Raw genomic sequence first — 22,182 nt, forward strand, 5'->3', positions numbered from 1 at the left:
AGCGCACTTAGGCTAGCCTACCCTTGCTGCTCTTTCGCGGGAGTCTCGCGGAGTCCTCAGGGGCGGAAGAGGGGCCGAATGTCGTTGCGGTGAGAGGAGTTGCGGTGGTTTCGGTGGAGCGGGACAAGCCTAGGACCGACAATTCCGAGCTACCTCTCACCGGAGCGCAACTCGGTATCTGGAACGCCCAGCGGCTCGATCCCGAATCGCTGAGCTACCTGGTCGGCGAGGTGCTGGAGATCTCGGGGCCCGAGCCCATCGATGTGGCGCTGCTGGACGGCGCGATTCGGCGCACCATCGCCGAAACCGACACCATGCGACTGCGTTTCATCGAAACGCCGGACGGCCCGCGCCAGCGGATGACCGACGCGGCCCCGGAACTGCGCCCGCTGGTCGACCTGCGGAACGAAGCCGACCCGGTCGCCGCCGCGCATCGGCTGGTCACCGCGGAACGCGAACGGGCGGCGCGCTTTTGCCGGGGCATGGTGGACCGGCAGCTGTTCACCTACACGCTGCTGCGACTATCCGATCGCGATGTGTGGTGCGTCCAGCTCTACCACCACCTGATCATCGACGGCTACAGCGCCGCGTTGGTGTCGCGCCGGGTCGCCGCGCACTACACAGCACTGCGCACCGGCGGCGCGGTTCCTCCGCTGCGGTGGGGGTCGGTGGCGACGATGGTCACCGAGGACATCGAGTACCGCGCGAGCGAGGCGTACACCCGCGACCGGGACTACTGGCGCGACCTGCTCACACCGCTGCCGCCGCTGGACGGGCGCGGTCGCGCGCACGAGGGACCGGCGGCGCACACCCATGAAGCGCGCGCTGTCCTCGACGCCGACCTGGTGGTGCGGATCAAAGCGGCGGCGGAAGCGGCGGGCACCACCTGGGCGGACGTAATCGTCGGCTGCTACGCGGGATTCGTGCACCGGCTGCTCGGTGAGACCGATGTGGTCATCGCGTTGCCGGTGATGGCGCGCGTCGGCAAGACCGCCCTCACCACGCCCTCCATGGCGGTCAACGTGCTGCCGCTGCGGATCTCGGTGTGCAGTCACGACCGGCTCGGTGAGCTGAGCAAGCGGGTCGCCGACGCGCTGCGGGATGTCCGCGGCCACCAGCGCTTTCGCGGTGAGGAGCTGGCGCGCGCCTTCGGTGGCGCGCAGACCGGAGCGCTGCTGCACGGTATCGGCATCAACCTCAAGGCATTCGACTTCGCACTCGATTTCGCCGGTGCGACAGGGACTTTGCGCAATGTCGCCGGTGGACCACCGGAAGACCTCGGCCTGACCGTCACTCCGCTGGCGCAGGACCGGATCCAGCTCGGTTTCGAGGTCGATACGCGTTCGCTCGACGCCGAGACGGTGCGGCGGCGGCTGGACGCGCTGGTCCGGATGATCACCGAACTGGTCGACGGAGAGGACCGGCCGATCGGCAGAGTCGCGCCTTATCCGCCGGAAATCGGCGCGCGTATCACCGCGGAGCGGGCGAGCGCGGCCCTTCCCGGTCATCCTGAGGACCCGACGGCGGTATTCGATCATCTCGTCGCGGCACAGCCGGACGCTGTGCTGCTCGTCAGCGGCGCGGACCGCCTCACCGCTGCCGAGCTGGGGGCGCGGGTCCACCGCTTGGCCAGGTACCTGCGCGGCAAGGGCGTCGGGCCCGAAGACATCGTCGGCATCGCGCTGCCGCGCACCGCGGACATCGTGATCGCGATCCTCGCCGTCCAGCACGCGGGCGCGGCCTACCTGGTGCTCGATACCGAGCACCCCGCACAGCGACTGAACGACATCGTCGACGACGCGGCGCCGGTTGCGATCCTGACATCCGGCGCGGCGGGGGACGAGCTCTTCGCCGACCGCACGGACAAGCTGATCCGATTGTCCTCCAGAGCTATTCGTGAGGCGATCGACGGGCTCGCGAGCGGACCGTTGGACGCGACCGAACTCGCCGCGCCGCGTTCGCCCGGCCAGCTCGCCTATGTGGTGTACACCTCGGGCTCCACCGGACGGCCGAAGGGCGTGCAGGTGTCCTGCGGTGCGGCGGCGCAACTGCTGCACCACCACCGGTCGACCATCTACGCCGAGGCCGCCGAGCGCGCGGGCCACCGGCAACTGCACACCGCGCACACCGCGTCGTTCGCCTTCGACGCCGCGCTGGACCAGCTGCTGTGGCTGCTGTGCGGCCACCGGGTGCACCTCTACGACACCGACGTGCAGAAGGACGCCGCGGCACAGGTCGCCGCGTTCGTTGCCGACGGCATCGACGTCGTCGACACCACCCCGTCGATGGCCGCGGCGCTGATCGACAACGGCCTGCTCGGCGCGGGGCACCGGCCCGAACTGCTGCTCATCGGCGGCGAGGCCACCCCGCCCGCGCTGTGGTCGGCGATCGCCGGCTCCGGTGTGCCCGCCCGGAACATGTACGGCCCGACCGAAGCGACCGTCGACGCGCTGAGCGCGCCGGTGACGGGCGCGGTCCCGCACGTGGGCGGTCCGCTGGCCGGTACCCGCGCCTATCTGCTCGACAGCGCGCTGCAACCGGTTCCCGAGGAGGAGATCGGTGAGTTGTATTTGGCCGGACCGCAATTGGCGCGCGGCTACCTGGGCCGCGTGGCGGTGACGGCCGAGCGATTCGTCGCCGATCCGTTCGGCGCGGGGGAGCGGATGTACCGCACCGGCGACCGCGCCCGCTGGCTGCCCGGTCACGGCTACGAATTCCTCGGTCGCGGCGACCAGCAGATCAAGGTGCGTGGTTACCGCGTGGAACTCGGCGAGGTCGAGGCCGTGCTCGGCGCCCTGCCCGGTGTCGCCGCGGCGGCCGCGGTGATCAGGAAGGTCGCCGACAGCACCCAGTTGGTGGGCTATCTGGTGCCCGCGGCGGGCGTCGCGCTCGCCTCCGCCGACGAGCTGCGGCACCGGCTCGCGAAAACCGTTCCGGACCACCTGGTTCCGTCGGCGATCGTGGTGCTGGACGCGTTGCCCACCACGGTGAACGGCAAGCTCGATCGCGCGGCACTGCCCGCGCCCCAGCTCGTTTCGACCGGACGACCGCCGCGCACCGAGCCGGAGCGGGCGCTGTGCGCCGTGGTCGCCGAGGTGCTCGGCGTGTCGCGAGTGAGCGCGACGGACGACTTCTTCGGACTCGGCGGCGACAGCATCACCGCGATCAGCGTCACCAGCAGGCTGCGCGCACACGGTCTGCTCGTCCAGCCGAAAGCGCTACTGGGACAGCGCGATCTGGCCACCATCGCGGCTGCTGCCGAGCGGGTGGACGACGCGGCGGGCAGCGTGGCGCCGGACGAGGCGACCGGTGTCGTTCCCATCCCGCCGCTCGTCGCCGCGCTGCTCGAAGCGAATCCGAGCCCGACGGCGATCGCCGGGTACGCCCAGTGGACCGCGCTCGAACTGCACGAGGATCTCGCCCTCGACCACCTGGTCGCGGGCATGCAGACGCTGCTCGACCGACACGACGCACTGCGGCTGGTACTCGACGGTGCGGACGCCGAGCCACGGCTGGTGGTGACCGAAGCGGGCGCGGTGCGCGCGGGTGAGTTGGTCGTCGAGACGGTACTGCCGACAGCGAACAATACTGACCAGCAAGCGGATTCCGTGGTGGCGTCGGTTCCGATCGGGTTGGAGGTCGAGCGGACAGCGGCCGCGCTGGCTGCCGAGTTGGACCCCGCCCGAGGCGTCGAGATCCGCGGCGCGCTGGTCCGTACCGCGCCGGGTACGGCCGATCGTTTGGTCCTGGTCGTCAACCACCTTGTCGTGGATGGTGTTTCGTGGCGCATCCTGGTTCCCGAGCTCTACGAGGCGTGTGCGGCGGCGCGCGACGAACGCCCGGCTCGGTTGCCCGCGAAGGGCAGCTCGTGGCGTCGGTACGCCACCATGCTCGCCGATGCCGGCGCAGCGGGCGGCTATCGATCGGAACTGGAGTCCTGGCAGCGCGCACTCGGCGACGGCACCGTGGCTCCGGTGGGGGAGCGGCCGCTCGACCGTGCTCGTGATGTCGTCGAAACCGGCTCCCGCAGTCGGACTCTCGCTGGCCCCGAGGTTTCCGAGGCGGTTCTGTCCACCCTGCCCGCCGCCTACCGCGCGCGCACCGACGAGGTGTTGCTCGCGGCCCTGATGCTCGCGGTCAACGGGTGGCGGCACGACCGCGACGAGGCGCTGGAGTCGGGACGTCCGGTGACTGTCGAGGGACACGGGCGCGACCCGCTGTCGCCGGATACCGACTTCGCGGGCACCATCGGCTGGTTCACCAGCGAGTACCCGGTCTGGACGCCCGCGACAGGTATCGACCACATCGATGGTCTGGCCGATGCGCTGGCGGGCGGAGCCGCCGCCGGACGGCTGCTGCGCGCGGTCAAGGAGGCCAAGCGCGCGGTCCCCGGCAACGGCGTCGGATACGGCGTGCTCCGCAGGCTCGATCCCGACACCGCACCGGTGCTCGCGGCACAGCGTTCGCCGGAGTTGCTGATCAACTACCTCGGCCGCTTCAACGGTGGGACCGATATCGGCTGGCGGTTGCCGGAACAGGACGCGTTCTCGGTGTTGGAGCCGCCGGAAAAGGCGCTGACGGAGGTACTTTCGCTCAACGTCTTCGTCCACGAAGCCAGCCCCGCGGCCGGTCCGCGTATCGCGGTGGAGTGGACGGCGGCGAGCCGGGTCCTCGGCGCGGCCACCGTCGCGCAACTACAGCGGCACTGGGAACTCGCGCTGGAGGCATTCGCGGCGCACGCGGTGCTGTTCCCCGGCGGCCTCACCCCGTCGGACTGCCAGGGCGTGTCCGTACCCCAGGATGCGATCGACGCGCTCGAGGCCGCGCACGGTCCGCTCGCCGAACTGCTGCCGCTCTCGCCATTGCAGGAGGGGTTGCTGTTCCACGCGATTCGCGACGGCGCCGCGGACGTGTACACCTTGACCGCCCGTGTCGATCTGACCGGACCGCTCGACGAGCGGCGGTTGTCGGCGGCCTTCGACACGGTGGTCGCCCGGCATCCCAATATGTGTGCCGCCTTCCACTACGAGGGGCTGGATCAGCCACTGCAAGCGGTGCCGCGCTCGGTCCGGATGCCGTGGCGACAGGTCGACCTCTCCGGCTTGCCTGTGCGCGCCGCGGTCACCGCCGCCGACCGGCTGGAAGCCGAAGCGGCCGAGCACCGCTTCTCGGTGGATGAGTCGCCGATGTTGCGCGCCACGCTGATTCGAATGCCGGGGCAGCAGTACCGGCTCGTGCTCAACGCACACCATCTGATCATCGACGGCTGGTCGACGCCGATCGTCCTGCGGGAACTGCTCGCGACCTATCACGGCGACGAACTGCCGACACCGGCCCGGTACAGCGACTACCTGACCTGGATCGCGGCTCGCGATCACGACACCGTCCGCGCGGCATGGGCGCGGCGGTTGGCGGGGGTCACCGCGCCGACGCTGCTCCGTGCGGATACCGGGCGCGAACGCGAGTTCCCGCGGCGGCAGGTGCCGCTGACCGCTTCGCTCGCAGCGGCGCTCACCGAACTCGGCCGCCGCCGCGGCCTGACGATGAACACCCTGGTACAGGGCGCGTGGGCGACGGTGCTCGCCGCACTCACCGGACGCCGGGATGTGGTGTTCGGCGCGACCGTCTCCGGCAGGCCCGCCGAACTGCCCGGCGTCGAGGGGATGGTCGGCCTGTTCACCAATACCGTTCCGGTGCGCTGCCTTCTCGACCCCGACCGCGCACTGCTCGATCAGCTGGCCGAACTGCAAGAGGACCAGTTCGCCATGCAGGAATTCGACCACGCCGGGCTGGCCGAGATCGAGCGGATCGCCGGTATCGGACAGCTGTTCGACACCCTGGTCGTCTTCGAGAACTTCCCGAATTCCGCTGCTCGGCAACCGGACTCGCACGAACTCCGCGTCGGCGCCTTCCACAATCATGGAGCGACGCACTATCCGCTGACTCTGGTCGCGCCGCCGGGCGACCGGCTGGAACTGCTGATCGGCTACGACCGCAGCGCCGTCGCCGACACCACACTCGACTGGATCGCCGACCGGCTCCGCGCCATCCTGTCCGCGGTCACCGGCACCGAGGATGTGCACGCCGCCGCGCTGCTGAATCCTCCCGGACCGCTGACGGAGCCGGTAGCGAGCACACGCGCCATCGAACGCACCGTGAACAGCGCACAGCCGATCGACGTGCCGGACCTGCACGGTGAAACCCTCGCCGACTGGGGAACAACGGTCGACCCCGACTCACCCGCCATCACGGCCGACGGGCTGACGATTACCTACCGAGAGTTCGATGCGCGCGCGAACAGACTTGCCCGCTGGTTGATTACGCAGGGTATCGGTCCCGAGACGGTGGTTGCGGTCGGCATGCCCCGCACCATCGACTCGGTGATCACCGCGCACGCGATCAGCCGCAGCGGCGGTGTCTACCTGCCGGTGGATCTCGACCAGCCCGCCCAGCGGATCGAGCGCATCTTCGAAATAGCCGCTCCGGCACTGGTTCTGCGCACCCTCGACGACGTGGATACCGGCGGCTTCGCCGACACCGAGATCACCGACGCCGAACGGCTAGCGCCGCTGCGGCCAGGCAATTCCGCCTATCTGCTGTTCACCTCCGGCTCCACCGGTGTGCCGAAGGGCGTGACGGTCTCGCACGCGGCGATCGTGAACACCTTCGAAACCCTCTGGCGGATGCAGCGATTCGGCCCGGACGACACGGTGCTGTACCGCACGCCACCCGTCTTCGACGCCTCGTTGCTCGAGCTCTACCTGCCGCTGCACGTCGGCGCGCGCATCGTGCTGACCAGGGCGAACGGGCATCGCGACCCCTACTACCAGGCTCAGCTCATGCGCGAGGAGCGGGTAACCACCATCCAGATGACGACCTCCATGCTCACCGTGCTCGCCGAGGAGGCCGATCTGTCCGGGTGCACGAATCTGCGTTGCGTCATCACCGGCGGTGAAGCGCTGCCACCGGCGACCGCGCATCGGGTGCGCGCACTCACCGGAGCGAAGGTGAACAACCTGTACGGCCCCACCGAGGCCGCGGTGTCGATCACCTACCACGAGACCGTCGATGCCGACGTCGTGATCGTTCCGATCGGCAGACCCGCCGACGGTTCCGGTGTGCGCGTCCTCGACGACAGCCTGCGGCCGGTCGCCGCCGGGGTCATCGGTGATCTGTACTTGACCGGGACGCAGCTGGCCCGCGGCTATCTGGCCCGTCCCGATCTGACCGCCGCCGCCTTCGTGGCCGATCCGCACGGGCACGGCGAACGGATGTATCGGACCGGCGATCTGGTGAAGTGGAATCCGGACGGCGAACTCGAATACGTCGGCCGCGGTGACAGCCAGGTGAAGTTGCGCGGACAGCGCATCGAACTCGGTGACATCGAATCCGCGCTGCTCACCTGCGCGGGTGTCGCCCAAGCGATCGTCCTGCTGCGCGAGGACGAGCCGGGCGACCAGCGTCTGGGCGCCTACCTGATCGCACGGTCGGGCACCGAGTTGGACACCGCCGCGGTGCGCGCGCACCTGCGAAAGGCGCTGCCCGCGCATATGATTCCCGCGGCCTTCGTGGTGCTGGACAGAATTCCACGAACGGCCAGCGAGAAGATCGACCGCCGAGCGCTGCCGGTACCGGAGTACGAGTCGGGACCGGCCACGCCCCAGCGGACATCGACCGAGAGCCGCGGCAACGGACCGGTCGACACCATTCGGGAAGCCATGGCGGCGGTGCTCTCGGCACCCGAAATCGGTTCGGACGACGACTTCTTCGCGGCGGGCGGCCATTCGCTCACCGCGGTCCGGCTGATCGGCCGACTCGGGCGCGCGGGCATCCCGGCCGTCCTCGACGACGTGTTCGCGGCCCCCACACCGCGGGGGCTCGCGGCGCGCCTGGGTACGGCGGAAGCGGCGCCGATCGCCGTCGACGGTCTCGCCATGCTGGGTCGACGCCTCGATCACGTTCTGGAGCTGCGCACCGGCGGGTCCGCCGCGCCGCTGTTCTGCGTCCACCCGGTGGGCGGCACGGCATGGCAGTTCGGGCCACTGGCTCGCCTGCTGCGCGCGGACCGGCCGATCATCGGCTTGCAGCTGCCTACATTGAGCGACAACGCTTTCCACGCGCGAACCCTCGACGACTTGGCGCGCCACTACCTGGCCACCATCCGCCGCATCCAGCCGCAGGGTCCGTACCACCTGCTCGGCTATTCGCTGGGCGGCAATATCGTGCACGCCGTGGCGGCCGCGTTGGAAGCCTCCGGGGAGCCGGTCGCCTACGTGGGTCTCGTCGATTCCCACCCCCTGGTGAATCTCACCGAACGGGCCGCTCGGAGTCTCGCGGAGCCCGCAGAACTCGACCGGCTGCTGCCCGAAATCCCCGAGGACGCACCGGAACTCGGGGCGGCCATCCGCGACGCCGCGACCGCGCTGCTGCGCATGGTCACCGACTCCGACTCACCACGCTACCACGGCGTCATGTCCCTGTTCGCCGGTGACACCGGAACCGAACCCGAACGCGCCGAGGCCCAGCTGACCGGCTGGCGGTCCGTGGGCGCGCGGCTGGTGGTCCGCCGACTTCCCTACTCGCACTTCGACATCGTGTCCCCGAGGGGCTGGACCGAGGTCGCGGCGCTGCTCGACGCGGATCCCGTCATCCGCGCGTGAATCTTTGCCCAACAAGAAGAAAGAACGCCTGTCCATGTCGCTGTACCGAATGCCGGCGCGCCTGCGCGCCGCCGTCGCCCTACTGATCCTCGCGCTGGTCGCGGTGGTGGCCGGTTGTAGTAGCTCGTCCTCGGACGAGACGAGCAAGTCCGGCACCCGCGAGGTGCAGACCGCCCGCGGCGCCGTCACCGTGCCCGCAGATCCGCAGCGCATCGTGGTCGTGAACGGCTCGCTCGCCGGGTACCTCTACGACCTCGGCGCGAAAGTCGAGGCGGCCGATCCGCGGGTGCTCGGCGTCGCGCTGAAGCCCGGTGAGTTCCCCGCCGCCTGGGCCGAGGACGCCAAGAAACAGGGCACCGAGGTGCTGCCCTCCGGCGACAACATCAATTTCGAGTTCATCGCCGCCCAGCAGCCGGATCTGATCATCGGCGGCGGACAGGGCTTCCCCGGCCAGCAGTCCATCGACAACTACGACAAGCTCGCCGCCATCGCCCCCACCGCCCTGGTGCCCTCCAACAGCCCGAACTGGCAGGACCAGCTGAAGGCGGTGGCGGAGTTCGTGAACCAGTCCGCGAAGGTGGACGGCCTGATCGCCGCGTACGACCAGAAGGTCGCGAAGGTCCGGAGCGGCATCGAGCTGCCGCAGGGCGCTGTGTCGGTCTTCCAGTCGCGCAAGGATCTGAAGCCCTCGGTGATCGCGCCGGGCACCCCGCTGGCCACGCTGCTGACCGCGGTCGGTTTCACCATCGACGACAAGGTCGAGGCCAAGGCGGGTAACCCGACGCGCGCGGCGGCCGCCGACTGGGTCGCCTTCAGTCCCGAACTGCTGAACACCGTCGTCGACGCCCCGGCGCTGTTCGTCGTGCAGCTCGAGGGTGGGCGCACCATCGCGCAGCTGAAGGACGATCCGGTGATCGGTCAGCTCCCGGCCTTCAAGGCGGGCCAGGTCTACGAGCTGCCCGCCACCAGCCAGCGGCCCGACTACCGCAACGTCATGGCCACCCTCGACCTGCTGGGGGAGCGCTTCAAGTGACAGCTGTCGGCGGCCTGCTCATCGATACCTCGCCGCTGCGCGCCAGCCGGGAGTTCCGCAATGCCTTCGCGGCCCGGCTGGTATCGGTGCTGGGGATCGGCCTGCTCATGGTGGCCCTGCCCGTGCAGGTCTACCAGCTCACCGGATCCTCGCTGCATGTCGCCGGCGTGACCACGGTCACCGCGGTCGCCCTGTTCGTCGGAAGCCTGGCGGGCGGGGTGATCGCGGACCGGTACGACCGGCGCGATGTCATCCAATGGTCGCGTAGCGCGGCGGGTTTCGGCTTCCTCGTGCTCGGACTGAACGCGCTGCTGTCCGACCCCTTCCTGGCGGTGATCTACGCCGCGGGTGTGCTGGACGGCCTGGCCGGAGGCGTCAGCAGTTCGGCGCTCATGGCGCTGATCCCCATGCTCGTCGGACGGGACAAGGTGGCGGCGGCCGGTGCGCTGACCTCGCTCACCACCGATCTGGGCACCATGATCACACCGGCGCTGGCCGGTCTGCTCATCGCCAAAACTGGTGCGGAGCTGGCCTTTTTCCTTTCGGCGGGCGCCACCGCGGCCACCGTGGGGCTGATCCGGTCGATCGGACCGCAGCCGCCGCCGAAACGCGATGTCGGGCATCCACTGCGTGAACTGGCGATCGGGATCGAGTTCGCCGCGCGGCACAGGATCATTCGCGCCGCACTGGTGACCGGGCTGATCGCCATGCTGGTCAGCGGGCCGCTGGTGCTGTTGCCCGCCCTCGCCGAACACGAACTCCGCGCCGGGGCAACGACTCTCGGCGTGCTCTACGCGGCTCCCGGCGCCGGTGCGGTGCTCGGGTCGCTGACCAGCGGCTGGATCGGCCGCAGCCGCCGCAACGGCCGCGCGTTGCTGATCTCGCTGGCCGCCATGCCGCTCGGTGTGATCGTGGCGGGACTCTTCCCGCACACCGCTCCGGTGTTCCTCGGCTTGGCCGGATTCGGCCTGGCTCGCGCGGTGAACATGGTGCTGCGCTACACGATTCTGCAACAGCAGGCCCCCGAGGAGCTGCGCGGCCGGATCTCCGGCCTGCTCATGGTGCAGTCCGTCACGGGGACGGCGGTCGGTTCCATGGTGGCCGGTGTGGTCGGTCAATTCTTCGCGCCCGGAACCGCTCTCGTGGTTTACGGGCTGTCCGTACTGGTACTCGGCGCGCTGACGGCACTGGCCGCCGCGCCGCTCTTGGGAAAGGAGAAGCTCTGATGGATCGTGCCGCCTACGCCGAACGCATCGTCGAGGTGCTGTCGGGTGAGCACGGAGCCAAGGTCGGCTATCCGATCGGACTGTGCGAGGTGGAGGTGATCCGCACCGAGCAGGTGGGCTCCGGGCTGCTGCGCATCACCTTCGGCGGAGCGGATCTCGCCGGATTCCACAGCTACGTGCCGGACGAGCATGTGCGCCTGATCTTTCCGGACGAGGAAGGGGTGTTGCGGCTGCCGGAGAAGGACGGACTGTCCCTGTCGTGGGGCAAGCCGCGACCGGTCTCGCGGGAGTACACGGTGCGCCACTTCAGCGCCGAGGACCGCGAACTGAGCATCGACTTCGCCATCCACCCCGGCGGCCTGGCCTCGGAGTGGGCACTGAAGGTGGTGCCGGGCACCAAGATTCACATCGCGGGCCCGCCCGGCGGTGTCGTGGTGCCCAAGACCTACGACAAGTACCTGCTCGCCGGTGACATCACCGCCCTGCCCGCCATCGCCCGCTGGCTGGAATGGCTGCCGCGCGAGGCATCCGGTTGGGCGTTCATCGAGGTGAGCGGACCCGACGAGGAGATTCCGCTCGATCCGCCCGCCGGTGTCGAGGTGCGCTGGGTGCATCGCGGTGCGGCCGAACCCGGGACGAGCGACCGCTTCGAAAAGGCGGTGCGCACCGTCGAAGTGTCCGCCGGAGAGCGCGTGTACGTCTGGCTGGCCGGTGAGGCGGGCGTGCTGAAACCGCTGCGCCGCTGGGTGCGCACGGACCTCGGGGTGGACCCGAAGGACTACCTGATCGCCGGGTACTGGAAGCGCGGCGTCGCCGACTACGACCGAGACGAGTGAGGAACCATGACCAACGAGAACACCGCGGTGGCCGACCGCGAGCGCGTAATCGGCGACGTGGCAGCGGCTCTGGGCGTGCGCCCGGACGAGCTGACCCACGAGACCAACCTCCTCGACGCCGGACTGGATTCGGTGCGCATCATGTCGCTGGTGGAGAAGTGGCGAGCGGCTGGGCATGCGCACATCGACTTTCCCACTCTCGCAGCGGATCCCGTGCTCGGGTCCTGGCTCGAAGCCCTGTCGTGAGGACCGGTGGCGCGGCTCGCACCGCGCCACCGTCGGCGTCACTTCGCGTGCGTGCCCTCGGCGAGCAACTGTCGCAGCTCCTTGCGGCTGGTCTTACCCACCCCCGTCTCCGGGAACCGGTCGACCACCACCACGGAGTCCGGCATCTTCCACGCCGCCACCCCGCGCTCGCGCACGAAGGCGCGGACGGTGGCGAGGGTCGGCTGGTGCTCCGGATCGGCGGCCTGCACGAACGCGGAAATGCGCTGTCCGAGTATGCGGTCCGGGGTGCCGACCACGACGGCGTCACGGATGCCGGGATGGGCGAGCAGGTGCTCCTCCAACTCCTCGGCCGACACCTTCTCGCCGCCGCGGTTGACCCAGTCACCGGCGCGGCCGAGCACCACCAGGTTGCCGTCGGGTCGCACCCGCACCATGTCGCCGGTGCGATACCAGCCCTCGGCGGTGAAGCTGCGGGCGTTGGCCTCGGGATTGTCGTAGTAGCCGCGAATCGTATACGGCCCCTGCGTGATCAGGTTGCCGTCACCGCCCGGCGGCACCTCGGCGCCGTCGTCGTCCACGACCTCGAGTCGGTCGTGCTCCGACATCGGCCGACCCTGGGTGGCGATCACCGCGTCGATCGGATCGTCGAGGCGGGTGTAGCAGACCAACCCCTCGGCCATGCCGAACACCTGTTGCAGGGTGACCCCCAGCGCCGGTCCGATGCGCCGCGCCAATTCCTCCTGACAGCGCGCGCCACCCACCTGCACCACCCGGAGAGTGGACAGGTCCGGCGTCGAACCGGCCTCGGCTCGCTCCACCCAGAGCCGGGCCAGCGGCGGCACCAGACCGGTGATGGTCACACCGAACTTCTCGATCGCCGAAAACGCCGTCGCCGGAGTGGGATCCGGAGTCATGGCCACAGTGCCGCCCGCCCACAGCGCGCCGAGGATGCCCGGCGAACTCATCGGGAAGTTGTGCGCGATGGGCAGCGTCGCCAGGTACACGGTGTCGCTGTCGAGTTCGCAGATCTCCGCGCTGCGCCGCACGCTGTACAGGTAGTCGTCGTGGGTGCGTGGGATGAGTTTCGGGATGCCCGTACTGCCGCCGGAGAGTTGCAGGAAGGCAACGTCACTCGCGTCCACAGGCGGCAGTTCGTCCGGCTCGTCGCGGAATTCGTCGATACGGCGCGCACCCTGGGGCAGCCGCTGTTCCGGATCGTCGGCCACGACGAGGACGTGCCGCAGCGTCGGCGACTGTTCACGAATCGAATCGGCGAGCGCCGCATAGTCGAAACGCTGATGTACACCGGTGGTGATCATGGCCGTCGCGGCGCTCGCCGTGGCGATCGGGACGAGTTCCGCCTGCCGGTGGGCGGGCAGACAGAAGACCGGCAGCGCGCCGAGGCGGAACAGGGCGAAGATCACTTCGACGAATTCCGCGCGATTGGGCAGTTGCACCAGCACGCGGTCGTGGCGGCCGATACCCAGTCGCGCCAGGCCGGTCGCCAGCGACCGGGAGCGATGGTCGAGTTCGGCGTAGGTCCAGCGGTGCGCGTCGTCCACGACGGCGACCGCCTCCGGGGTGGCCGCGGCGCGCGCGTCCAGCAGGTCGCCGAACGTTTCTCCGGTCCAGCAACCGAGCTCGCGATACCGTCTCGCCTCCTCCGACGGCCACGGCGTGAAGCTCGGTGGAACGGTCAATGCCATTGTGGGACACCTCATTTCGCAGGGCATTCGGGTCGCTCCGCGATCGTGTGGAAAGCGGAGCCACCACATTCTTATCAGGTTAGGCTAACCTCATGTTCATGATCGATTCTGGTGCGCGGGTGGTCGTCGTCACCGGGGCGGCCGCGGGTATCGGCGCGGCGGTCGCGGCCGAACTCGCCGACGGCGCGCGGGCGGTGGCGCTGTGGGACCGAGACCCGCGAGTGCACGACGTGGCACGGGAAATCGACGCCCACACAGCCGGAGCGGTGCACGCCGCCGAGGTGGACGTCGCCGACCGCGAGTCGGTGTCCGAGGCATTCGACCGTTTCGGCGCCGCGCACGGCACCCCCGACGTGGTGGTGCACGCCGCGGGGGTGATGGATCCCGGCGCGGCACTGGACATCACACCGGAGGCGTGGGAGCGCAGCTTCGCCGTCAACGCCACCGGCACCATGCACGTCACCCAGCGCGCCGCCCGCGACATGGTCGCCGCCGGACGCGGGGCCATCGTGGTGGTCTCCTCGAACGCGGCGAGCACGCCGCGGCTTGGCATGGCCGCCTACTGCGCCTCCAAGGCGGCGGCCACCGCCTTCACGCGCGCCCTTGCCCTACAGGTCGCCCCGCACGGCGTGCGCGTCAACCTGGTGTCGCCGGGCTCCACGAACACGTCCATGCTGAGCGGCCTGTACGCCGACGGTCTCGACGAGGCCACCCGCGCCGGTCTGCTCGATGGCGACCCCGAGGCCTACCGCCTCGGTATTCCCCTGCGGCGCATAGCCGAACCCGCGGATATCGCCGCGGCCATCCGCTTCCTGGTATCCGACGACGCTCGCCACATCACCATGCACGATCTCCGGGTGGACGGCGGCGCGACCCTCGATAGGTGAACCGAGAGGATGATCCCCATTTCCGACACATCAGCCGATACTTCGGACCCCGCTTTTGTGCTGTCGCGCCCTTATCGCACCGTGGTCGCGCACGGCAGCGGTCGCACCTTCCGTTCCGCGCGGGACGCGGTGACCGCGCTGCGCCGCGGTGAGGTCAGCCATATCGTCGGGGCGCTGCCGTTCCTGCCCGACGCTCCCGCGGCGCTGTGGGCCCCGGAATCGTTGTCCACCAGCGACAGCGGATACCGGCCCGCCGCGGCGCGGACGCCGCGCTTCGACTTCGAGGCCGCCGTTCCCGAGCCCGAAACCCATATGCGCCGGGTGGCCACCGCCGTCCGGATGCTGGCCGATTCCGCTCATCCGATCCAAAAGGTAGTGCTGGCCAGGGCGATTCGCGCGCGCAGCGCCGAATCCGTTCGGCCGCACGCCGTTCTGGATCGCCTTGTCTCCACCGACCCGATGGGCAACGGCTTCCTGGTCGATCTGTCCGCCGCGGGCGCAGCGTACGCCGGAAAGCATCTGATCGGTTCCAGTCCAGAGGTACTGGTCCGACGGGACGGGCCGGAGGTGCTCAGCCATCCACTCGCCGGATCGGCGCGCCGCGTGCTCGACGACGAGGCGGCCGATCGCGAGGTCGCTCGGAGGCTGCTCGGATCCGCCAAGGATCAGCACGAACACCGGTATGTGGTCGATCAGGTGAGCGGCGTGCTGCGCGACCGGTGTGTCGAAGTCAACGCTCCCGCACCGGAACTCACCAGCACACCGGAGATGTGGCACCTCGGTACGCCCATCACCGCCGCGGTGCGCGCGGACGGACCCTCGGCGCTGGAGTTGGCCGCGGCGCTGCATCCGACGCCCGCCGTCTGCGGGACGCCCACCGCGGCGGCCGCGCGGCTGATCGCCGCACTCGAGGGTGATCGCGGCTTCTACGCGGGTGCCGTCGGCTGGTGCGATGCCGAGGGCAACGGCGAGTGGATGGTGAGCATCCGCTGTGCCGAGCTGTCCGCCGATGGTCGCAGCCTGCTCGCGCACGCGGGCGGCGGCATCGTGGCGGAATCCGATCCGGCGGCCGAATTGGCCGAGACCACCGGCAAATTCCAGCGCATCCTCGCTCCGCTCGGTATCGCGGATCTTCCCCTCACGGTGGCCTGACCCGCACACCGCGACCGCTCTTCCGGCCCTCGGCCGTTCTCGCACAACGCACACGAAAACCGGAGATTCACATGCCCATTCCCCCGATCGCGCCCTACGACATGCCGACCGCGGCGGAAGTCACCGACAACCAGGTGCCATGGACAGTCGAGCCGTCCCGTACCGCGCTGCTGATCCACGACATGCAGCGGTACTTCCTCGCGGCCTACGACCTCGACCAGGAACCGGCGCACACTCTCGTCGCCAATATCTCCCGGCTCCGAAACCGCTGCCACGAGTTGAAAATTCCGGTCGTCTACACCATGCAGCCCGGAAACCAGCACCCCTCGCGACGCGGCATTCTCGCCGACTTCTGGGGCAGCGGGATGTCCACCGGCGCCGATACCGAGGTCATCGCCGAACTGCGCCCCGACGAGCGCGACATCCAGGTCACCAAGTGGCGCTACTCCGCGTTCCAGCGCACCGACCTACGCGAGCTGCTGGGCTACTACAACCGCGACCACCTCATGGTCACCGGCGTCTACACCCACATGGGCTGCATGCTCAGCGCCGCGGAGGCATTCATGAGCGACGTGCGCCCGTTCCTGGCACTGGACGCCACGGCCGACTTCAGCCGTGACGAACACCTCATGGCGCTGAACTACACGGCACGCCGCTGCGGTGCGGTGGTGACCACCGACGAGCTGCTCCGACAGCTCGACGAGGCCTCGGTACCCGCCGCGAAACGCGCCTCGTGACGGTATGGAGCCGACCGACCGTTACGCCGGGAGCAGTATCCGGCCGCCGAGCGAACCCGATGGCGCGAGAAGAGGCGGGCCGCCACAGCGCCGGGGGTCGTCCGTGTTCCGGGGAGTGTCGTGGATCGCGGTGCCGCCGGATGGATTCGACGGTCAGCGTTCGGCGGCGCGGTCGTCGGTCCGCGCAGTGCGACGCACCCAGACCCAGGTGCCCGCGAACGCGGCGAGGAGCATCGGTTTGTTGAGGACGAGCGCGAGAGTGCCCAGTAGTACGACGTTGTCGGCGAGGTAGACCGGGCCCATGATCACCACGTGAGCGACGCAGAAGACCATCCACGCCGCGGTGACGCGGCGGTGCAGGCGTGTGCGCGCGGCGGGATCCGGCGTTTCGGCGGGTTCGAACCGGATCCGTCGGCAGATCGGCAGGGTCACCGGAGTCGCGGTGAGCAGGCTCGCGCCGAACGCGATCGTCAAAACGGTGTAGAGGATCAGCGGGGGCAGGAAGAAGTCACGGCCCTCGCCGGTCGCTGCGGCCATCGCCGAGAACACGAGCACCAGAGCGGTGGATACGGCGACCACCCGCGGACGGTCACCGTGCCGCAGCCGGATCAGGGCCACCGCCACCGCGATGCCGATGGCGGTGGCGATGCCGGTGAGTATGCCGTGCAACTGGTAGCCGAGGACGTAGCCGAGGATCGGTGCCGCGCCGTCGACGAGGTGGCGGGCGCCACCGAGATCGCGGATCTTCGCGCGTAGCTCGGCGGCACCGGAGACGGCGGCGGGTGGATGGGGGTTTTCGGCGGGGGTTCTGTTCACAGGTTCAGCGCCTTCGGTGATCCGAGTGGTGAATCGAAATCGTTGATGAGGTTGGGAAATGGCGCGGGCGCGTCAAGCGGTCAGTCACCCAGGGCCGGCGGCGGGGTTTCCCCTGGCGTGCCGATCGACGCGGCGGCGACCGGGCCACCGAAGCGATCCACCAGTGCCGCCTGGTCGGCCTTGGCGCGTTTGTCGACGGTGTCGGTCGTATCGGGGGCGAGGATGCCGGCCAGTTCACCGGTCAGATTCTCGAGAACCTCCGCGTAACTCGGATCGGCGGCGAGATCGTGGCTCTGCTCGGGATCGTCTGCCACGTCGTACAACTCGGGTGCGTAGCCGACGTAGTGGTGCAGCGCGAAGTCACCCTTGCGAATCAAATACGCCGCGCTGGGCGCACCCATGGCGTGATACTCGCTGAACACCACCCGCTCGGAATCGGCGCCTTCCGCGGCGAGGTCGACCAGCGAACGCCCCGGCCGCGGCGGAGTTCCGGTCGCCTCGACGCCTGCCGCGCCGAGAATTGTCGGATACAGGTCGACCAGGCTGGCCGGGGTCTCGCATACCGCGCCCGCCGCTACCCCCGGACCGGCCATGATCAGCGGCACACCGGCCGATTCGGTGTACATCAGCGACTTGCCCCAGAGGCCGCGGCTACCGACCATGTCGCCGTGGTCGCTGGTGTAGACGACCAAGGTGTTGTCGGCTTGCCCGCTGGCCTCGAGCGCGCCGAGGATGCGGCCCAGGTTGTCATCGAGATAGCTGACCAGCCCGTAGTAGGCGGCCGCGGCGCGGCGGCGCTCCTCCTCGGTATTGGCGTCGTCGAGGCCGGGCAGTACGTCGGCGAAGGTCTGCACCCATGGGTGCCGTGTGTGACCGTGCTCGGGACGCATTGTGGGAAAGGGCATTTTCTCGGGGTCGTACATGTCGAAGAACCGCGGCGGCGCGAGGTACGGAAAGTGCGGCGCCAGCAAGCCGGCGTAGAGCACCCACGGTTCGCGGTGGTTGTCGGCGTCGCCGAGCCACGCGCAAGTGCGTTCGGTCACCGCGGCGTCGTAGCGGGTGTAGTCCGATTCCGCGCCACCGGAGATGCTGACCATGAACGGAGCATTGTCACGGCGCGGCAACGGATCTCGGACCGAACCCCAGACCTGACCGATTCCGTCCTTCAGGTGCATCGGTAGATGCTGTGCGTCGAAACCGGTCGGATCGCAAGCGTTGCGGTAGTGCAACTTGCCGATCGACTCCACCCGCCGCCCCGCGCGTTGCAATTGGTGACCCCAACCCTCCACCGCGCCGTCGTAGCCCATCGCGTTGTCCCAGTATCCGGTCTGGTGCGGATACAGGCCGGTGGCGACGGTCGCGCGGGAAGGCACACAGATAGGGCTGGCGCAGTAGGCGGAGTCGAATCGGGTGCCGCGCGCGGCGAGCGCGTCCATGTTCGGCGTGTGGACGAGCGAATTACCCGCCGCGCCAAGTATTTTCGGGTTGTGCTGGTCGGACATGACGACCAGCACGTTCATCGGTTGTTCGGACACCGGTGATGTCCCCTTTCTGTGAGAGTGCCTCGCCGCGAAAGGCCGCGGCGAGCGGAAGTTCGTCAGCGGGCGACGCGGAACCCGGTGTTGCCGCTGGTGGAGTCGGGGGCGTTGTGGATGCGGGCGGCGACCCGGTAGCGGTTGCAGTAGCTGTCGTGGCACAGATACGACCCGCCGCGCAGCACCCGCGTCGCACCGTCTTCGGGGCCGCGTGGGTCGGCGACCAAGTCGCGGCTGTGCTCGGTTGACCAGTTGTCCGCGCACCACTCCCATACGTTGCCGACGGTGTTGTACAGGCCGAATCCATTGGGGGAGAACGCATCCACCGGTGCGGTTCCGCGGTAGCCGTCGTCGGCCGTGTTGTGTGCCGGAAACCGCCCGCGGAAGATGTTGCAGCGAGAGCGGCCATCGGGTTCGAACTCGTCGCCCCACGGATAACGGGCCTGGTCGAGACCGCCGCGCGCCGCGTACTCCCATTCGGCCTCGGTCGGCAGTCGCACGCTCGCCCACGCGCAGTAGGCCTGCGCGTCACGCCAGGACACGTGCACCACCGGATGATCACCCCGGCCGGACAGATCGCTGCCGGGTCCTTCCGGCGCCCACCAGGTCGCGCCGGACACCGCGCACCACCACGGCGTGTCCCGCGGGCGGCGGGCGTTGCGTCGCGACTCGGCGGGCAGCAGCCCGGCGAAGACGTAGGACCAGCCGTAGCGTTCGGCGTCGCCGCGGTAGCCGGTCGCGGTGACGAACGCGGCGAACTGGTCATTGGTGACGGTGTGCGCGGCGATCTGGAACCCCGGCAAGCGCACCGGCCGGACCGGTCCCTCGCCATCGCGGGGATAGCCGTCAGGGTCCTCACCGCCCATGCGAAATCGTCCACCGGGCAGGGTGATCAGGTGTGGGGCGGTCCTCGTGTCCGACCGGGGTGCCATCGGGGTGCACGGCGCGGGGCCGGGTAGCGAGGCGCGGGCGTGCGGACCTTGTCCGGGTGCGCAGCAGGTCATAGGCCGAGCCCAAGGGTAGTGGCGGCTGCGGCGGCCGCGACTGTGGTGGCGGTGGTCGCGAACAGCGCTCCGCTGAGGTTCGCGCGGCGTGCTCGCAACGCGCGATTGCGGTGGTAACCGACGGCCGCGACGAGAACGAGCGCCAACGCAGCTGCCGTGCTGGCGAGAGCCGCGGTAGGCGTGGTGAGCGCGGTGTGCGCGAGGACGGCGAAGGCGACCATCGCCGACAGGGTGGTCCGCCGCCACGCCAGCGCCGTGCGTTCGATGGCCAGCCCGGTGTCGGGTGCGCACCTGGTCGGCGTGGTCATGAGAGCAGCACCGCGGTGCCCGCGGCGAGCGCGATGCCGGTGACGCCCACCGCGAGCGCGGGAACCAGCACCGATCCGGGCAAAGGTTCTGCGCGGTGCATCGCGGCTTCCACCCGTCTCCACTGGCGATGGGCCATCGCCGCGATCACGACGGCAAGCGCCCCGCAGGCTGCGGCTATGAGGCGGCGAAATTCCGAGGTCGAGAACTGTTCGGCGAGGGTTTGCACCGCAACTCCTCCGGCCAGCAGCCCCAGCGCGGTGCGGATCCAGGCCAGGAAGGTGCGTTCGTTGGCCAGGCTGAACCGATAGTCCAGCGGCGCCGCGGTTTCCGCGCCCGTTGGTTCGGTGGGGGCTGTGTCGGCGATTCGCCCGCCGGGCGGGCAGTGGTCGATGTCCTCGTTCAGCACGTTCGTCCTTGCTGTGTGACGGTCCAGCACGATCCCCCTTTGTTGAACATGATGCCTAAAAATAGACGTCATGTCTAGAAACTGCCACTAGCGCTCTCGATGTGGCGTGCGGCACTGCATCGGTTGACGAGTGGGATGTGTCACAACTACAGTCTGACCCGTCGTTCAATATCAGACTAAATGTCTATTTATAGACAGCTTGTCTGTTTAGTTGCAACGGCGGTCGTGACCCAGGCGTCGATCGAGATGCCCTCGCAGAGAACGGAATTCGAGCAGAATGCAGATCAGGACCGGCGCGGTCGCAGCGCTACTGACCGTCGGAGTAGTCGCGGCGTCGAGCGGAATCGCCCACGCGGAACTCGCGCAGGTGCCCTCGCCCGCGTCGGGCGTGAACTACACCGCCACCCAGGTCGGGAAATCGGCCGTCATCACTACCGACGCGGGCGCGATGTCGGTGACCGGGGATCAATTCCAGGTGACGGCTGCCGACGGGCAGTTGCTGGCAAGTGTGCCGCTGTCGTTCCACCTCGATGACAAGATCTTTACCATCGAGGCAACCGTCGAGGGCCGCACCGCGACGCTGACTCCGATCACCGATCCGGCCCGCGCGACTCCCGCGACGCCGATCGCCACCGTCGAGGAGATCGCCGCGCGCACCCGCGAGGAGCGCGACCGCGAAGCGTTCACCAAGATGGACGGTCAGATCCGCTTCGCGGTCATGATCGGCGCGATCATCGGCGGTGCGGTGGCCAGCGGCGTCGGCTGCGTCGTGGGCGGACTGGTCGCCGCCCCGAGCGCGGTGCTCACCGCCATCTTCGGCCCCCTGGCCGGCTGTGTGGCCGGAGCTCTGGTCATGGCGCCGGTCGGTGCGATGGGCGGGACCTTGTTCATCGCCGCGCCAGCCGCGCTCGCGGCTGCCGTGCAGTACTTCACGACCGTGAACGCGCCCATGCCTGCGTCCCCGCCCGCGACTCGCTGATCCCGAGCTGCGTACGGGCCCCGCGCATTACAGCGCGGGGCCCGTGTCCTGATCAATGCCGTGCTGGTGGTTCGTCATCGAAACCCGACGCCCAGTACCGGCCGCGTAGCGACAGATCGAGCAGTTGGCCGGTGATCTCTTCGGCGCTCGCGGTGCTGCCCGACTCCAGCCACCACGACAACAGCGCGATCAGCTCACCGACCCACGCTCGCGCCAGCACCTCCGCGTCGATACGCAACCGCACGCCCTGAGCGGCGGCTCGCTCGGCGAACATCTCCGCCGCCGCGCTACTGCGGTCCTCGGTGAAACGGCGCAACGCACGGCCATCGCCCTCCCCGCGCAGCACGACACGGTAGGCGTCGCGCTCCTCCGCGGCGTGCCGGAACATCTCCAGCACCGGTTTTCCGGTGAATCCCTTCACCGACTCGGCCACCAACGGCCGCACACGCCGCTGCATCTCCTCGATCAGCTCGGTGACGACCTGATCGAGCAGTGCGTCCTTGTCGGCATAGTGGGTGTAGAAGGTCGCCCGGCCCAGATCGGCGCGCTCGGTGATGTCCTCGACCGTGACCGCGGAGTAACCGCGTTCGAGCACCAACGACAGGAACGCCTCGCGGAGCAGGCGACGACTGCGACGGCTACGGCGATCTTCGGACGGCATCGGGCCC

At 69.3% G+C, this 22,182-nt stretch carries 16 protein-coding genes; 9 read left to right on the plus strand and 7 right to left on the minus strand.

Going from position 1 to position 22,182, the window contains the following annotated elements; all coding sequences use genetic code 11:
- The first annotated feature begins 104 nt into the window (after positions 1 to 104).
- From T333_RS19960 to T333_RS19980, 5 genes are read left to right on the plus strand one after another with little or no spacing between them, the layout of a single operon-like run.
- Positions 105 to 8,660, plus strand: a complete 8,556-nt coding sequence (locus tag T333_RS19960) for an amino acid adenylation domain-containing protein (RefSeq protein ID WP_496425422.1) — start codon at positions 105 to 107, stop codon at positions 8,658 to 8,660.
- A 34-nt stretch (positions 8,661 to 8,694) separates the two neighbouring features.
- Positions 8,695 to 9,693, plus strand: a complete 999-nt coding sequence (locus T333_RS19965) for an ABC transporter substrate-binding protein (RefSeq protein ID WP_496425423.1) — start codon at positions 8,695 to 8,697, stop codon at positions 9,691 to 9,693.
- Entirely contained in the window at positions 9,690 to 10,919 is a 1,230-nt protein-coding gene (gene entS, locus T333_RS19970) for an enterobactin transporter EntS (RefSeq protein WP_355003230.1), read from the plus strand. The genes T333_RS19965 and entS overlap by 4 nt, the downstream gene beginning before the upstream one ends.
- Complete coding sequence (locus T333_RS19975; protein ID WP_355003231.1) at positions 10,919 to 11,755, plus strand: siderophore-interacting protein; 837 nt, start codon at positions 10,919 to 10,921, stop codon at positions 11,753 to 11,755. The genes entS and T333_RS19975 overlap by 1 nt, the downstream gene beginning before the upstream one ends.
- 6 nt (positions 11,756 to 11,761) lie before the next feature.
- On the plus strand, positions 11,762 to 12,001 hold the full coding sequence (locus tag T333_RS19980; RefSeq protein ID WP_355003232.1) for a phosphopantetheine-binding protein: 240 nt from the start codon (positions 11,762 to 11,764) through the stop codon (positions 11,999 to 12,001).
- Positions 12,002 to 12,039: 38 nt separating this feature from the next.
- Here the strand turns inward: T333_RS19980 and T333_RS19985 are convergent, their stop codons facing one another.
- Entirely contained in the window at positions 12,040 to 13,689 is a 1,650-nt protein-coding gene (locus T333_RS19985; RefSeq protein WP_496425424.1) for a (2,3-dihydroxybenzoyl)adenylate synthase, read from the minus strand.
- A gap of 98 nt (positions 13,690 to 13,787) precedes the next feature.
- Here T333_RS19985 and T333_RS19990 point away from each other — a divergent pair, with 98 nt between their 5' ends.
- The 3 genes from T333_RS19990 (at position 13,788) to T333_RS20000 (ending at position 16,465) form a co-directional block, all read left to right on the plus strand.
- Positions 13,788 to 14,576: an SDR family oxidoreductase gene (locus tag T333_RS19990; protein WP_496425425.1), complete on the plus strand. Its 789-nt coding sequence runs from the start codon at positions 13,788 to 13,790 to the stop codon at positions 14,574 to 14,576.
- Positions 14,577 to 14,585: 9 nt separating this feature from the next.
- A complete protein-coding gene (locus T333_RS19995; RefSeq protein ID WP_496425426.1) occupies positions 14,586 to 15,728 on the plus strand; it encodes an isochorismate synthase in 1,143 nt (380 codons plus the stop codon).
- 71 nt (positions 15,729 to 15,799) lie between these two features.
- Complete coding sequence (locus T333_RS20000) at positions 15,800 to 16,465, plus strand: isochorismatase family protein (protein WP_496425427.1); 666 nt, start codon at positions 15,800 to 15,802, stop codon at positions 16,463 to 16,465.
- A gap of 153 nt (positions 16,466 to 16,618) precedes the next feature.
- Here the strand turns inward: T333_RS20000 and T333_RS20005 are convergent, their stop codons facing one another.
- The 5 genes from T333_RS20005 to T333_RS20025 form a co-directional block, all read right to left on the minus strand.
- Positions 16,619 to 17,281, minus strand: coding sequence for a DUF3159 domain-containing protein (locus tag T333_RS20005; protein WP_496425428.1), 663 nt, complete (start codon positions 17,279 to 17,281; stop codon positions 16,619 to 16,621).
- Positions 17,282 to 17,361: 80 nt separating this feature from the next.
- Positions 17,362 to 18,816: a sulfatase family protein gene (locus T333_RS20010; protein WP_496425429.1), complete on the minus strand. Its 1,455-nt coding sequence runs from the start codon at positions 18,814 to 18,816 to the stop codon at positions 17,362 to 17,364.
- 62 nt (positions 18,817 to 18,878) lie between these two features.
- Entirely contained in the window at positions 18,879 to 19,820 is a 942-nt protein-coding gene (locus tag T333_RS20015; RefSeq protein ID WP_496425430.1) for a formylglycine-generating enzyme family protein, read from the minus strand.
- Positions 19,817 to 20,128: a DUF202 domain-containing protein gene (locus T333_RS20020; RefSeq protein ID WP_496425431.1), complete on the minus strand. Its 312-nt coding sequence runs from the start codon at positions 20,126 to 20,128 to the stop codon at positions 19,817 to 19,819. The genes T333_RS20015 and T333_RS20020 overlap by 4 nt, the downstream gene beginning before the upstream one ends.
- Positions 20,125 to 20,493, minus strand: a complete 369-nt coding sequence (locus T333_RS20025; RefSeq protein WP_496425765.1) for a YidH family protein — start codon at positions 20,491 to 20,493, stop codon at positions 20,125 to 20,127. The genes T333_RS20020 and T333_RS20025 overlap by 4 nt, the downstream gene beginning before the upstream one ends.
- 319 nt (positions 20,494 to 20,812) lie before the next feature.
- On the opposite strand from T333_RS20025, the gene T333_RS20030 reads away from it, so the two are divergent.
- Positions 20,813 to 21,514: a DUF8020 domain-containing protein gene (locus tag T333_RS20030; RefSeq protein ID WP_496425432.1), complete on the plus strand. Its 702-nt coding sequence runs from the start codon at positions 20,813 to 20,815 to the stop codon at positions 21,512 to 21,514.
- Between the two features lie 52 nt (positions 21,515 to 21,566).
- Here the strand turns inward: T333_RS20030 and T333_RS20035 are convergent, their stop codons facing one another.
- Positions 21,567 to 22,175 (minus strand): TetR/AcrR family transcriptional regulator, encoded by a 609-nt coding sequence (locus tag T333_RS20035; RefSeq protein ID WP_496425433.1) that lies wholly within the window; start codon positions 22,173 to 22,175, stop codon positions 21,567 to 21,569.
- Positions 22,176 to 22,182: the final 7 nt, after the last annotated feature.

This window comes from Nocardia sp. CNS-044 (genome assembly GCF_059570515.1).